The organism is Streptomyces sp. NPDC031426, assembly GCF_055581585.1.
Genome location: NZ_JBVIJE010000004.1, coordinates 1 through 13443, shown reverse-complemented (window position 1 = coordinate 13443; position 13443 = coordinate 1). Strand labels below are relative to the sequence as shown.

Below are 13443 nucleotides of genomic sequence, written 5' to 3'. Positions count from 1 at the left end.
CGCCCCGCCGCGCGAGGGCCGCTGCACCGGGGTCGGTTCTACAGGGCGGGCCGCCGCTCGGAGAACGTGCTCGTCCCGCGCAGCTGACCGACCAGCTCCCGCACGATCGCGGCCCCGTTCAGGCTGAGGACCGACTCCGGGTGGAACTGCACACCCGCGAAACCGGGACCCCGCAGGGCGTGCACCTCGTCGTTCGCGGCCCGGCTCACCTCGATGCCGTGCGCGGCCAGTTCCCGGGCCGTCTCCTCGTCGCAGCGGGCGACGAAGCTGTTGTAGAAGCCGGCGGTCTCGGGCCGCCCGAACAGGTCGATCGCGGTCTGCGCCCCCTGGTACGGCACCTCCTTGCGGACGATGTCCAGCCCCAGCTCGGCCGCGATCAGCTCATGGCCCAGGCAGACGCCCAGCACCCCGTGCCGGTGCCCCCGGAGCACGGTGGCGGTCAGCTCCCGCAGGAACCGCATCTTCGGGTCGGCCAGATCCGCCGGGTCGCCCGGGCCGGGGCCGAGCACCACCGGGCCCTCGTGCGCGAGCACGGCCGCCCGCAGCCCCGGCTCGTCGTACCGCCGTACGGTCACCTCCAGGCCGCCCGAGCGCAGCACATGCGCCAGCATCGCGGTGAAGGTGTCCTCGCCGTCCACGACCAGGGCATGGCCGGTCAGCTCGCGCGCCGGCTCCTGCATCCGCAGCCAGAACGGCGCGAGCGCGGCGCGCCGGCCGTCCAGCGCCGCCCGCACCCGCGGGTCGTCGGCCAGCCGGGGCCGCTCGCGCTCCGCGCGCGGCCGGGACGGACGTACCCCGAGGGCCGCCAGCACCCCCGCCGCCTTCGCGTGCGTCTCCGCGACCTCGCCCGCCGGGTCCGAGCCGCGCACCAGGGTCGCCCCGACCGGGACGCGCAGCCGCCCCTGGGCGGAGATGTCGGCGGTGCGGATCAGGATGGGGGAGTCCAGGGTCTGCGCGCCCCCGTGGTCCCGGCCGAGCAGCGCCAGCGCGCCCGCGTAGTAGCCGCGCCCGCCGACTTCGTGGCGCTCGATGACCCGGCACGCGTTCTGCACCGGCGACCCGGTCACCGTGGCCGCGAACATGGTCTCCTTCAGCACCTCCCGCGCGTCCAGGGAGGACTTGCCGCGCAGTTCGTACTCGGTGTGCGCGAGGTGCGCCATCTCCTTCAGCCGGGGGCCGACGACGACCCCGCCCATGTCGCCGACGGTGCACATCATCTTCAGTTCCTCGTCGACCACCATCGACAGCTCCTCGATCTCCTTGCCGTCGGCGAGGAAGGAGAGGAGATGCCCGGGGGTCGGGCCCTCGGCGGGATAGCGGTACGTCCCGCTGATCGGGTTCATCACGACCGTCCCGCCGGACATCCGGACGTGCACCTCGGGGCTGGCGCCGACCAGCGTGCGCTCCCCGGTGTGCACGACGAACGTCCAGTACGCGCCCCGCTCGCCCTTCAGCAGCCGCCGGAACAGCGCGAGCGCGTCGGCACGGCCGAACCCCGGGATCTCGCCCTCGTAGGTGCGCCGGATCACGAAGTTCGCGCCCTCGCCCCGGCCGATCTCCTCGGTCAGCACCCGCCCGACGATCTCGCCGTACTCCTCGTCGCCCACGTCGAAGCCGCCGCCCTCGACGCGCACCTCGTGCGCCGGGAGCTGCGCCAGTGCCACGTCCAGCGGGACCTCGTACGACTCCTCGGGGGTGAGCACCAGCAGCGGGGTGCCGTCGTCGCGGACGTCGAAGCCGCGCTCGCGGATCTGCCGGAACGGGACCAGTGCCAGTCCCTCGTCGGGCAGGTCGGCGAGCCGGTCGCGGCGGGTCACCGGGCCGAGCAGGACCTCCACCGTGTGCTCGTCGCGGCCCGGGGTGCGGCGGCGGAGCAGGGCGAAGGGGCGGTCGTCGTGCAGGAGCTGTGCCAGGTCCATGGGTCCTCTTCCGTCGATCTCGGTGAGGAACGACCCCGGACACACCGAAGGCCGCCCCTCGGGCGGCCTTCGCGAAGTCTTGCGTACGCGCAGTCAGTGGGCCGCCGGATGAGCGGTCCACCACCAGTTCTGGATCGAAAGCGCGAACATGACGAAAACCCTACCGCACCCGCCCCCCGGTCCACAGGACAACCCGCGCGTCTCACCCTTCGAGCCAGAAGATGGGGCATGCGACACGACCCCGTAATGTTTACGAGGTGACCGTGAACGCTAAGACCAGCCCGAGCGCTGGCAACACCTGGCGAGACCTGCCCGCGGCGCAGCAGCCCGAGTACCCCGACCCCGAGGCTCTGCGCGCAGTGATCGCGGACCTCGAGTCGTATCCGCCGCTCGTCTTCGCGGGCGAGTGCGACCAGCTGCGCGCCCGGATGGCGGCCGTCGCCAAGGGAGAGGCGTTCCTCCTCCAGGGCGGCGACTGCGCCGAGGCGTTCGACGCGGTGTCCGCCGACCACATCCGCAACAAGCTGAAGACGCTGCTCCAGATGGGTGCCGTCCTCACCTACGCGGCCGCCGTGCCCGTGGTGAAGGTCGGCCGTATCGCCGGGCAGTACTCCAAGCCCCGCTCCAAGCCGACCGAGACCCGCGACGGCGTGACGCTCCCGGTGTACCGGGGCGACTCCGTCAACGGCTTCGAGTTCACCGAGGCGTCCCGCATCCCGGACCCCGAGCGGCTCAAGCGCATGTACCACGCCTCGGCGTCCACGCTGAACCTGGTGCGCGCCTTCACCACCGGCGGTTACGCGGACCTGCGCCAGGTGCACGCCTGGAACCAGGACTTCGTGAAGACCTCGCCGTCGGGCCAGCGCTACGAGCAGCTCGCGCGCGAGATCGACAACGCGCTGAACTTCATGCGGGCCTGCGGCACGGACCCGGAGGAGTTCAAGACCGTCGAGCTGTACTCCTCGCACGAGGCGTTGCTGCTGGCCTATGAGTCCGCCCTGACCAGGGTCGACTCGCGCACCGGCAAGCTGTACGACGTCTCCGCGCACATGGTGTGGATCGGTGAGCGCACCCGCCAGCTGGACGGGGCGCACATCGAGTTCGCCTCGAAGATCCGCAACCCGCTCGGCATCAAGCTCGGCCCGACGACGACGGCCGAGGAGGCGCTGCAGTACATCGACCGCCTCGACCCCGAGCGGGAGCCGGGCCGGCTGACCTTCATCGTGCGGATGGGCGCCGACAAGATCCGTGACAAGCTCCCCGAGCTGGTGGAGAAGGTCACGGCGTCCGGCGCGACGGTGGCCTGGGTGACCGACCCGATGCACGGCAACACCTTCGAGGCGGCCTCCGGGCACAAGACCCGCCGCTTCGACGACGTGCTCGACGAGGTCAAGGGCTTCTTCGAGGTCCACAAGGCGCTCGGCACCCACCCGGGCGGCATCCATGTGGAGCTGACCGGCGACGACGTCACCGAGTGCGTCGGCGGCGGCGACGAGATCTTCGTCGACGACCTGCACCAGCGCTACGAGACGGCCTGCGACCCGCGGCTGAACCGCAGCCAGTCGCTGGACCTGGCGTTCCTGGTCGCTGAGATGTACCGGGACCAGTAGGGCCCGGCCGGGCCTGTGGGCGATCTGGGGCGCGGATCACATCCGATCCGCGCCCTTCCCCACTTTTGCGGGCCCTGTGCGGCGGGTAAGGTTAGGTTTGCCTCACCGATCAAGGGGATGGCATCAAGAGAGCGATCCCGTCGGGAGGTGAGTCCGCGTGTACGTCTGCAGCTGCTTCGGCATCACCGAGGCCCAGGTCAAGCAGCACGCGGAGGACGGTGCCGGCACCCCCCGCCAGATAGCCTCCGCCTGCAAGGCGGGCACGGACTGCGGGAACTGTGTGCGGCGCATCCAGGCACTGCTCGGCCGGGGTGCCTGCCCCCGCCGGGAGCTGATCGACCGGCGCGTCCCGGCGCTGGAGCGGCTGGACGACGCGGCCTAGCGGTCGTGCGGGCCGGCGTTCAGTGTGCGGAGAAGCCGCTGGTGCCCGGGCCCGAGGAGTCGGGCTGGCTCTGCTCGATCACGGTCGAGAGGTACAGCGCCTCGCCCAGCTTGTCCACGAGTTCCAGCTGGGTGTCCAGGTAGTCGATGTGGTGCTCCTCGTCGGCCAGGATCGCCTCGAAGACGTTCGCCGAGGTGATGTCGTTCTTCTCGCGCATCACCTGGACGCCCCGGCGCAGCCGGTCGATCGCCTCGACCTCGATCTGCCGGTCCGCCTGGAACATCTCGGTCACCGTCTGCCCGACCCGGACATGGAAGAGCCGCTGGTAGTTCGGCAGGCCGTCCAGCAGCAGGATGCGGTCGGTGAGGATCTCCGCGTGCCGCATCTCGTCGAACGACTCTTCCCGGGTGTATCTGGCGAGCTTCGACCACCCCTTGTGGTCCTGCAGTTTGGCGTGCAGGAAGTACTGGTTGATCGCGGTCAGCTCGGCGGTCAGCTGTTCGTTGAGCAGTTCGATGATCTCGGGGTCGCCCTGCATCGCAATGGACTCCTTCCAGGTAAACCGGACCCGGCCGATAGCGCCGCATGATGGCATCGGCGACGAAGATCGTCCAGTAAGTGTGCACTTAGTAAATATGTACTGAACTGATGCGTCTTGCCCGATTTTCGGGAGGGTGGTCAAGGGCACTGCCCCAGGTCTGTCAGGATGGATACATGGGTCATCCGGTGGAGCGCGAGTCTGGAGCAACGGCAGGGTCCGAGCTTCCGCCGGGTCAGCGGCTCCAGCGCGGCTGGCCGGTCACGCACTACGGACCCGTCCCGAAGTTCCGCCCCGAGCGCTGGGAGTTCCGGGTCTTCGGTGCGACCGCCGACGGTGGCAAGCACATCTGGAACCACGAGGAGTTCACGGCCCTGCCTTACACCACCGTGGTGGCCGATCTGCACTGCGTGACGAAGTTCAGCATGATCGGCGCGGAGTGGGGCGGCGTCCCCGCCCGCACCATCCTCGAGCTGGCCCCGCCGGCGCCGGAGGTCACCCATGTGATGGTCTGGGCGGAGTACGGCTTCAGCTCGAACCTCCGCCTGTCGGACTTCGCCTCGGACCGCACCCTCTTCGCCACTCACAAGGACGGCGAACTCCTCACCGCCGAGCACGGCTTCCCGGTCCGCCTGATCGTGCCGCACCTGTACGCCTGGAAGGGCCCCAAGTGGGTCCGCGGCGTCGAGTACATGACCGCCGACCGCCGCGGCTTCTGGGAGGAACGCGGCTACCACAACATCGGCGACCCATGGAAGGAACAGCGGTACTCGTACCAGGAGGAACCGGGGGAGGGGCCGGAACTCTGACCGGCGGGGCTCTCAGCGCCGCTACCATCTCCGGCGACGAGAAGGCCCGTTCGCTCGCGCGACCGACCCCGGCGCCTCATCCGTCCCTGAGCTTCTTCAGGCGTTCCACGTCCGCCGCGTGTCCCAGCTTGCCGCCGGGCGTCTCGATGATCAGGGGTACGCCCTCGGTCGCGGGGTGGGCCATCAGGGCCCGGAAGGGGGCCTCGCCGATGTGGCCGGCGCCGATGTTCTCGTGCCGGTCCTTGTGCGCGCCGACCACGTCCTTGGAGTCGTTGGCGTGGATCAGTTTCAGGCGGCCCTCGCCGACGGTGTCCACCAGCAGGTCCAGGGTCTGGTGCATCCCGCTCGGCCCGGTCAGATCGTGGCCCGCGGCGAAGACGTGGCAGGTGTCCAGGCAGACCCCGAGCTTCGGGTGCGCGTCGAGTGCCTCGAAGTACGGTCCGAAGTCCCAGGTGCGCGAGCAGAGCGAGGCGCCCTGCCCGGCGGTCGACTCCAGCAGCAGGAACGGGTCGTCGTCGTGCGTCAGCTCGTCCAGCAGCGGCAGCATGTGCGCGCGCACCTGCTTGAGCGCCACCTCCCGGGCCCGCCCGCCGGTCGCGCTCCCGGTGTGCACGACCACACCCAGCGCGCCGATCTCCCGCCCGCGCCGCAGGGAGTGCCGCAGCGACTCCACCGACCGCTCCACGGTCGCCTCGGTGTGCGAGCCGAAGTTGATCAGGTAGGGCGCATGGACGTAGGCCGGGATCGACTCCTCGGCGCAGGCCGCGCGAAAGGCCTCGTCCTGCCGGGGATTCCCGGCGGGCGTGGCCCAGCCCCGCGGGTTGGCCACGAAGACCTGCACGGTCTCCGCCCGCAGCTCACGGGCGTACGACAGCCCGACGGAGTGCAGGCCACCGGCGACGGGGACATGACCGCCGACGGGGTTGCGGGCGGGGGAGGCCGGGAGCGAGGGAGAGTTTGCTGAGGTCATGGCTCACCCAGCATGCCAGGACGAGTGGGGACGCCCTCGATCAGGGTACGACTGCACCAGCGCACCTGTGCGGACGCCAGGGGCGGGTGTACAGGGGGACGTCGTCAGCCTCTCACTGCCGGACGGAGGCAGCGTCCGCGTCGAACCGGTCGACGAGGACGTCTACGGGGGCCGGGACCGGGCCGGCCGGGCCATCGGGATCATCCTCCGGGTCACCGCCGCGTCCGGTGCCCTGTCCCGCAGGACCGCCGGCCCCATCACCCGGGAGGCCGCCACGTCCTTCGCACCGCAGCCGCCGTGCGAGGTGGGGAACCGGTCGCCGACCAGGGATCGCCCCGGTGGCGCCCGGGCCGTCCTGCCACGGCCGGCCGAGGGCGGATGCTCAGCTGCCAGACGTCGGTTGCGGTCAACTCCGCGACCGGTTCCACCCTCAGAGGCCCATCGACGGCGGCCGGTTGACACTGTTGCCGACGGGCGCGCAAGTGCCCCGGTCAGCGGATGGTGATCGTGATGGTCGCCCCCTTGGGCGCCTTGTCGCCGCCCCGCACCGACTGCTTCTTCACGGTGTCGCCGAACAGCCCGAGCAGGCCGCGGTCCTCGTTCACCTTGAACCCGGCGCCCTCCAGCGCCTTGTGGGCGTCGTCGACGCTGTCGCCGACCACGTCCGGCACCTCGACCATCTCCGGTCCCTTGGACAGCGTCAGCGTCACCGTGTCGCCCTCGGCGGCCTGGCTGCCGTCTCCCGGGCTCTGCTGGGCCACCTTGCCCTTGTCGTACTCGGAGTTGACCTGCTGGGGCGCGATCCGCACCTTCAGCCCGGCGTCCGTCAGCTGCTGTCTGGCGTCGGCAGGATCGTCACCGGTGACGTCCGGCACGTCGATCGGGCGGCCCTTGCTGACGGTCAGCGCGATCGCCGACCCGGCGTGCCGCTTGGTGCCGGCCTGCGGAGTGGTCGCGATCACCGCGCCCTTGGCGACGTCCTCGCTGAACTCCCGGGTGACCATGCCCGGTTCCAGCCCGTCCGCCCTCAGCCGCGCTCGCGCCTCGGCCAGGGGACGGCCCGCGACATCGGGCACGTTCACCGTCGCCGGGCCCAGCGAGATGGTCAGCGTCACCGAGTCGTGGTCACGGATCCGGGCGCCGGGCGCGGGATCGGTGCCGATGACCGTGCCCCGCTGGACCGCGTCGTTGTACTCGCGCTTGACCTGCCCGACCTCCAGGCCGGCCGACCTGAGCCGGTCCCGGGCCTGTGCCTCGGTCTTGGCCAGCAGCGGCGGGACCTTCGTGAACTGGCCGGAGTTTATGTACCAGACCCCGGCGCCCACGCCGAACACCACCAGCACGGCGGCGACGATCGTCAGCACCAGGCGCCGCGACCGGCGCGGCGGCAGCGGCGGCGCCTGCAGCCGGCTGGTGTGCTGGACGCCACCCCCGGCCGGCTCCTCCTCGTCGACGGGCAGCGGCCGGGATTTGGATCCCCCCGCGCGAGCGAAGCCGAGCGTGGGGGAGGTCAGCGAGCGCGGTATCACGCTCGTACGGTCGCCGGCGTTGTCGTGCACCGCGGACAGCGCCTGCGGCGGCACCGCGTCCAACTGCTCGTCGCTCAGTCCCTGGCGTGCCTCGCGCACCTGGGCGAGCAGCGCCACGGCGTCGTGCGGCCGGATGTCCGGGGTGCGCGCGGTCGCCGAGGCGACCACCTCGTCCAGCTCGTACGACAGCCCGGGCACCAGCGCCGAGGGCGGCGGCACGTCCTCGTGGATGTGCTTGTAGAGGACCTGGGCGGGGGAGTCCCCGGAGTGCGGCTTGCCGCCGGTCAGCATCTCGTAGAGCACGACACCGCACGCGTAGACGTCGACACGCGGATCGGCGGTGCCCTGCTCGATCTGCTCGGGCGCGAGATACGACACGGTCCCGAGGACGGCGCCGGTGGTGCTGGTCTGGGTGTCCACGGACCGCACGAGCCCGAAGTCGGCGACCTTGACCCTCCCGTCGTCGCCTATCAGCACGTTCTCGGGCTTCATGTCCCGGTGCACGAACCCGGCCCGGTGCGCGGCGCCGAGCGCGGCGAGGACGGGTTCGAGGATGTCCAGGGCCGCGCGGGGCTGCAGCGCCCCGCGCTCGCGCAGCACGTCCCGAAGGGTGCACCCGGCGACGTACTCCATCGCCAGATACACGTACGACCCGTCGGTCCCCTGGTCGAAGACCTGTACCACGTTCGGGTGCGCCAGCCGGGCGACGGACTTCGCCTCCCGGATGAACCGCTCCACGAAGGATCCGTCGGCCGCGAGCGTCGGGTGCATCACCTTCAGCGCGAGCACACGGTCCAGACGGGTGTCCAGGGCCCGGTAGACCGTGGCCATCCCGCCGACCGCGATCCGGGCGTCGACGCGATAACGGCCGTCGAGCACCTGCCCGACGAGGGGGTCCTGAAGGGTCGTATCCACGCAGGGGAGTCTACGAGGACGGACCGACAAACCCCCGGCCGAGCCCATTTCCGCCCTGGTACTGAAGCTGACCTGTAACGCTTCCCACACCACCCACGCACCCGCGGCCGCCGACGGCGGCGACTAGAACGCCGGTCGCTCAGGATCCAGCCGGGCCAACCCCTCCGCAGGAGACGACGCCTGCGCGAGGTACCGCCGCGGAATCCGCCCCGCCAACCGAGCCAGCCGACCCCCCTCCACGGCATGCCGCATCGCCGCCGCCATGAGCTCCGGCTCCTGCGCCCGCGTCACCGCGGAGGCGAGCATCACCCCCGCACACCCCAGCTCCATGGCCAGCGCGACATCGGACGCCGTACCGGCCCCCGCATCCAGAATCACCGGCACACGCGCGTGCTCGACGATCAGCTGGAAGTTGTGGGGATTGCGGATCCCGAGCCCGGACCCGATCGGCGACCCCAGCGGCATGACGGCCGCACACCCCACGTCCTCCAGCTTCCGCGCCAGCACGGGATCGTCATTGGTGTACGGCAGCACCGTGAACCCGTCGTCGACCAGCGTCTCCGCCGCCTCCAGCAGCTCCACCGGATCCGGCAGCAGCGTCCGCTCGTCGGCGATGACCTCCAGCTTGATCAGGTCCGTGCCCAGCGCCTCCCGCGCCAGCCGCGCGGTCAGCACGGCCTCGCCCGCCGTGAAACAGCCCGCCGTGTTCGGCAGCACCCGGATGCCCAGCCTCTCCAGCACCGACAGCACCGAACCGTGCACGGAGGGGTCCACCCGCCGCATCGCGACCGTCGTCAGCTCCGTACCGGAGGCGACCAGCGCCCGCTCCAGCACCTCCAGGCTGGGCGCACCGCCGGTGCCCATGATCAGCCGCGACGAGAAGGTCGTACCCCCCAGGACCAAGGGATCGTCGGCCATGGCTCAGCCTCCCTGGACCGCGGTGAGGACTTCGACCCGGTCGCCCTCGGCCAGCGCCGTGGTCGCCCACTGCGCGCGCGGGACGACGGTCTCGTTGACGGCGGCGGCCACCCCGGCGGGCGACGGGGCCAGCGACCGTACGACGGCGTCGAGAGCGGTGCCCGGAGCGATCTCCCGGCGCTCTCCGTTGACAGCGATGGAAACGGTGAGGGAGATGGTCATGCGGGCTGCTCCATGAGGACGGCGGCGCCGAAGCGCTGCGGCGTGAAGGGACGGGCTTCTTCCGGGAGCCGGCCGCTCGCCAGCACCTCGGCCAGCACATCCCCGGTGACCGGCGTGAGCAGCACCCCGTTGCGGTAGTGCCCGGTGGCCAGCAGCAGCCCTTCCAGGCCGGACGGGCCGAGCAGCGGCGCGTTGTCGGGGGAGCCGGGGCGCAGCCCGGCCCGGGTCTCGGTGAGCGGCAGTTCGGTGATGCCCGGCACCAGCTCATGGGCGTCGCGCAGCAGCTCGTACACCCCGCCCGCGGTGACGGTCGTGTCCCAGCCCAGCTCCTCGCTGGTCGCGCCGACGACCAGTTCGCCGTTCTCACGGGGCACCAGATAGATCTGGCTGCCGCGGACCACGGCCCGTACGGTACGGCTGAGGAACGGCGCGTACCGGCGCGGCACCGTCAGCCGCAGCACCTGCCCCTTCACCGGCCGCACCGGCGGCAGCAGCGCCTCCGGCACGCCCGCGAGCCGCCCGCTCATGCTGCCGGCCGCGAGCACCACCTGCCCGGCGCGCAACTCGGTGCCGTCCGCGAGCGTGACCCCGGCGGCCCGGTCCCGTACGACGTCCAGCCGCTCGGCCCACGCGCGGTGGAACACCACGCCGGCCCGCTCGCACGCGGCCACCAGCGCCGCCGCGAGCCGCCGCGGGTCGATCTGGTGGTCGCCGTCGACCCGTAGCCCGCCGCGCACCCCGGGCGCCAGCATCGGCTCCAGGCGCCGGCACTCCCGCCCGGACAGCCACTCCGAGTCCAGGCCGGAGCGCTGCTGCAGCGCGTGCAGTTCACGCAGATGGGCGCGGTCGTCGGCGTCGAGGGCGACCGCGAGGGTGCCGCAGCGGCGGTAGCCGAGGTCGTGGCCGGTCAGCTCGGTCAGCTCGGCCGCGAAGTCCGGGTAGCGCCGGGCCGATTCCAGGTTCAGGGCGAGCAGTTTCTCCTCGCCGTAGTGCAGTTCGGTGACCGCGGCCAGCATCCCGGCCGCGACCCGCGCGGCCCCGCCCCCGGGCTCGGGGTCCACCACGGCCGTCGCGATCCCGCGCTGCGCCGCGCGCCAGGCCGTGACCAGGCCGATGATTCCGCCCCCCAGGACAAGGACGTCGGACGTATCGGACGTACGTGACGACATGGGCGTCCAGCCCCTCCCTTCGCCGGCATGACCCGGATCAGGTTCGTACGGTCGGAGGCCGCCAGCCTCCCTCTCAGCCCGGTGCGTCCGGGCTCCCGCGAGTGCTTGTACGGTGGCCACCCTAGCCCGCCCCCCTCGTCACCCGTAAGGGAGCCCCTGCCGATGACCCGGTCGCTCGACGGACTGATCCTCGCCCCCGTGGCGGACCAAGCCCCAGGTCAGGTGGGTACCCGCACCCGGTTCGCGTACCACGAGGAGGACGGCGGGATCTGGGCCGAGTACGCGGGCGGCGATGTCGTACGCGGTCATCTGGTCGGCACCCGGGAGGGTGACCGGCTGGACTTCCGCTACGTCCAGCTGAAGACCGACGGGACGACCTCCTCGGGGCACTGTGTCTCCACGGTCGTGGAGCTGCCGGACGGGCGGGTGCGGCTGGAGGAGACCTGGGAGTGGGAGTCCCAGGCCGGCGCCGGTACGAGCGTTGTGGAAGAGGTCACCGGGCACGCCCGCTGACTGACGCGTTGTCACGTGTCTATGGTGATCGGGTGAGCGAGCAGACAGCGCAAGGGGGCACGTCAGCGGGGCGGCGCGTGGTCGTCGTCGGTGCGGGCATGGCCGGGGTGCAGACCGCGGTCGCGCTGCGGGAACTGGGCTTCAAGGGCCCCGTCACCGTGATCGGCGCGGAGCCGCACCAGCCGTACGACCGGCCGCCCCTGTCGAAGGCCGTGCTGCTCGGCAAGGCCGAGGACTCCGCCTTCGACGTGGACTTCGAGTCCCTCGGCGTCGAGCTGCGGCTCGGCTGCGAGGCGCTGGCCCTGCGCCCCGCCGAACACGAGCTGGACACCGAGGCGGGCCCGGTGCCGTACGACGTCCTGGTCCTCGCCACCGGCGCCGAGCCGATCACCCTGCCCGGCACCGAGGGAGTGCCCGGGGTGCATCTGCTGCGCACCCTGGACGACGCCGAACGGCTGAAGCCGGTGCTCGCCCGGCAGCACGACATCGTGGTCGTCGGCGCCGGCTGGATCGGCGCCGAGTTCGCCACGGCCGCCCGCGAGGCCGGCTGCGCGGTGACCGTCGTGGAGGCCGCCGACCGTCCGCTCGCCGGCGCCCTGCCCCCCGAGGTCGCGGCCCCCATGACCGGCTGGTACGCCGACGCGGGTGTGGAACTGCGCACCCACGCGCGCGTGGAGCGCATCGAGCCCGGCGCGGTGGTGCTCGCCGACGGCACCCGGCTGCCCGCGGGGGCCGCCGTCGTCGGCATCGGCGCCCGCCCCGCCACGGCCTGGCTGGCCGGCTCCGGCGTCGAGCTGGGCCCGCACGGGGACGTCCTCGCCGACAACCGTCTGCGCACCTCCGTGGAGGACGTGTACGCCGTCGGCGACTGCGCGTCCTTCCCCTCCGCCCGCTACGGCGAACGGCTGCTCGTCCACCACTGGGACAACGCCCTCCAGGGCCCGCGCACGGTGGCCGCGAACATCCTCGGCGAGACCCCGGCGGTCTACGACCCGGTGCCGTACTTCTGGTCCGAGCAGTTCGGCCGCTTCGTGCAGTACGCCGGCCACCACGCCGCCGCCGACCGCATGGTCTGGCGCGGCGACCCGTCCGGCCCGGCCTGGACGGTGTGCTGGCTCCACGAGAACCGGCTGATGGCCCTGCTGGCGGTGGGCCGTCCGCGTGATCTGGCGCAGGGCCGGCGGCTGATCGAGGCGGGCCGCGCCATGGACCCGGAGGCCGTGGCCGACCCTGGAAAGCCCCTGAAGGATGCCGCGGTCGACCAGTCAGGGGGCTCCGGGCGGCGCCCGTAGGGGGCGCGGGGCTGTGTCTGATACGCGGCTACCGCCGCGTGGGCACGAGCAACCAGGACGAACCCGCACCCGCCGGACGACACAACCCGGGACCGACCACATCGCGGCCGAACCGGCGGAGCGCCTACGCTTGTCCTGTGACCGAGATTGACGCAAAGATCGATGCTCTCGTCCCCGCCTGGCTCACCCTCCCCGACATCGCCGAACAGTTCGGCGTCGAGGTGACGCGCGTGCGGCAGCTGGTCAAGGAGGGCCAGCTCATCGCCGTACGCCGGGGTGAGAACCGCGCACTGCACGTCCCCGCCGCCTTCATCGACGGGGACAAGGTCGTCAAGGGCCTGTCCGGCACCCTGACGCTCCTGCGGGACGACGGCTTCACGGTCGAAGAGATGATCGAGTGGCTCTTCACCCCCGACCCGACCCTGCCCGGCACCCCCGCGCAGGCTCTGAGCGAGAATCGCGGCACGGAGGTGAAGCGCCGCGCCCAGGCGCTCGCCGTCTGAGCCGAATCGCACATGAGGGGTGGTGGGGGGGGGGGGGGGGGGGGGGGACAAACCCCCCCAACCACAAAAAAAAAACAAAAAAAAGGAAAAACACAAGCGCCCCCCCCCACCCCCCCCCCTCCCCTCCACCCCCCCCCCCCCCCCTCCCCACCCC

General features: G+C 71.9%; 14 protein-coding genes and 1 riboswitch. Of the genes, 6 read left to right on the top strand and 8 right to left on the bottom strand.

The window, feature by feature from the left end; all coding sequences use genetic code 11:
* Nucleotides 1-38: 38 nt before the first annotated feature.
* Both ACZ5NH_RS08235 and ACZ5NH_RS08230 read right to left on the bottom strand, forming a co-directional pair.
* On the bottom strand, nt 39-1919 hold the full coding sequence (locus tag ACZ5NH_RS08235; RefSeq protein WP_468773551.1) for an anthranilate synthase family protein: 1881 nt from the start codon (nt 1917-1919) through the stop codon (nt 39-41).
* 93 nt (nt 1920-2012) lie between these two features.
* Nucleotides 2013-2069, bottom strand: a complete 57-nt coding sequence (locus ACZ5NH_RS08230; protein ID WP_115913573.1) for a trp operon leader peptide — start codon at nt 2067-2069, stop codon at nt 2013-2015.
* 107 nt (nt 2070-2176) lie between these two features.
* Here ACZ5NH_RS08230 and ACZ5NH_RS08225 point away from each other — a divergent pair, with 107 nt between their 5' ends.
* Both ACZ5NH_RS08225 and ACZ5NH_RS08220 read left to right on the top strand, forming a co-directional pair.
* Nucleotides 2177-3529, top strand: coding sequence for a class II 3-deoxy-7-phosphoheptulonate synthase (locus tag ACZ5NH_RS08225; protein ID WP_450980710.1), 1353 nt, complete (start codon nt 2177-2179; stop codon nt 3527-3529).
* Nucleotides 3530-3686: 157 nt separating this feature from the next.
* On the top strand, nt 3687-3911 hold the full coding sequence (locus tag ACZ5NH_RS08220) for a (2Fe-2S)-binding protein (RefSeq protein ID WP_388621501.1): 225 nt from the start codon (nt 3687-3689) through the stop codon (nt 3909-3911).
* 19 nt (nt 3912-3930) lie between these two features.
* Here the strand turns inward: ACZ5NH_RS08220 and bfr are convergent, their stop codons facing one another.
* On the bottom strand, nt 3931-4449 hold the full coding sequence (bfr, locus tag ACZ5NH_RS08215) for a bacterioferritin (protein ID WP_388621499.1): 519 nt from the start codon (nt 4447-4449) through the stop codon (nt 3931-3933).
* Nucleotides 4450-4625: 176 nt separating this feature from the next.
* On the opposite strand from bfr, the gene ACZ5NH_RS08210 reads away from it, so the two are divergent.
* On the top strand, nt 4626-5258 hold the full coding sequence (locus ACZ5NH_RS08210; protein WP_388621497.1) for a sulfite oxidase-like oxidoreductase: 633 nt from the start codon (nt 4626-4628) through the stop codon (nt 5256-5258).
* A 76-nt stretch (nt 5259-5334) separates the two neighbouring features.
* On the opposite strand, the gene ACZ5NH_RS08205 is transcribed toward ACZ5NH_RS08210, so the two are convergent.
* From ACZ5NH_RS08205 to thiO, 5 genes are all read right to left on the bottom strand, one after another.
* Nucleotides 5335-6228, bottom strand: a complete 894-nt coding sequence (locus ACZ5NH_RS08205) for a deoxyribonuclease IV (protein ID WP_388621495.1) — start codon at nt 6226-6228, stop codon at nt 5335-5337.
* A gap of 491 nt (nt 6229-6719) precedes the next feature.
* On the bottom strand, nt 6720-8672 hold the full coding sequence (gene pknB, locus ACZ5NH_RS08200) for a Stk1 family PASTA domain-containing Ser/Thr kinase (RefSeq protein WP_388621494.1): 1953 nt from the start codon (nt 8670-8672) through the stop codon (nt 6720-6722).
* A 123-nt stretch (nt 8673-8795) separates the two neighbouring features.
* A complete protein-coding gene (locus ACZ5NH_RS08195; RefSeq protein ID WP_388621492.1) occupies nt 8796-9590 on the bottom strand; it encodes a thiazole synthase in 795 nt (264 codons plus the stop codon).
* A gap of 3 nt (nt 9591-9593) precedes the next feature.
* Nucleotides 9594-9812 carry a sulfur carrier protein ThiS gene (gene thiS / locus ACZ5NH_RS08190; protein WP_468773546.1) on the bottom strand — a complete coding sequence of 73 codons (219 nt, stop codon included), beginning with the start codon at nt 9810-9812 and terminating at the stop codon, nt 9594-9596.
* The gene (thiO, locus tag ACZ5NH_RS08185) at nt 9809-10981 is read right to left on the bottom strand and encodes a glycine oxidase ThiO (RefSeq protein WP_468773544.1); all 1173 of its coding nucleotides are present in this window, start codon (nt 10979-10981) and stop codon (nt 9809-9811) included. Before thiO ends, thiS begins: the two co-directional genes overlap by 4 nt.
* A riboswitch (TPP riboswitch) is annotated at nt 10979-11090 on the bottom strand. It overlaps the preceding gene by 3 nt.
* 53 nt (nt 11091-11143) lie before the next feature.
* Between thiO and ACZ5NH_RS08180 the strand changes: the two genes are divergently transcribed.
* From ACZ5NH_RS08180 to ACZ5NH_RS08170, 3 genes are all read left to right on the top strand, one after another.
* Nucleotides 11144-11494: an avidin-fold protein gene (locus ACZ5NH_RS08180; RefSeq protein WP_388621486.1), complete on the top strand. Its 351-nt coding sequence runs from the start codon at nt 11144-11146 to the stop codon at nt 11492-11494.
* Nucleotides 11495-11526: 32 nt separating this feature from the next.
* Entirely contained in the window at nt 11527-12786 is a 1260-nt protein-coding gene (locus tag ACZ5NH_RS08175) for an NAD(P)/FAD-dependent oxidoreductase (RefSeq protein ID WP_468773542.1), read from the top strand.
* 137 nt (nt 12787-12923) lie between these two features.
* Complete coding sequence (locus ACZ5NH_RS08170) at nt 12924-13289, top strand: Rv2175c family DNA-binding protein (protein WP_061919720.1); 366 nt, start codon at nt 12924-12926, stop codon at nt 13287-13289.
* The last annotated feature ends 154 nt before the right edge of the window (nt 13290-13443 follow it).

Coding starts and splice junctions, on each gene's coding strand:
- ACZ5NH_RS08205 (WP_388621495.1), bottom strand. CDS start 6,228: ATGACCTCAGCAAACTCTCCCTCGCTCCCGGCCTCCCCCGCCCGCAAC.
- thiS (WP_468773546.1), bottom strand. CDS start 9,812: ATGACCATCTCCCTCACCGTTTCCATCGCTGTCAACGGAGAGCGCCGG.
- ACZ5NH_RS08195 (WP_388621492.1), bottom strand. CDS start 9,590: ATGGCCGACGATCCCTTGGTCCTGGGGGGTACGACCTTCTCGTCGCGG.
- thiO (WP_468773544.1), bottom strand. CDS start 10,981: ATGTCGTCACGTACGTCCGATACGTCCGACGTCCTTGTCCTGGGGGGC.
- ACZ5NH_RS08210 (WP_388621497.1), top strand. CDS start 4,626: ATGGGTCATCCGGTGGAGCGCGAGTCTGGAGCAACGGCAGGGTCCGAG.
- ACZ5NH_RS08235 (WP_468773551.1), bottom strand. CDS start 1,919: ATGGACCTGGCACAGCTCCTGCACGACGACCGCCCCTTCGCCCTGCTC.
- ACZ5NH_RS08180 (WP_388621486.1), top strand. CDS start 11,144: ATGACCCGGTCGCTCGACGGACTGATCCTCGCCCCCGTGGCGGACCAA.
- bfr (WP_388621499.1), bottom strand. CDS start 4,449: ATGCAGGGCGACCCCGAGATCATCGAACTGCTCAACGAACAGCTGACC.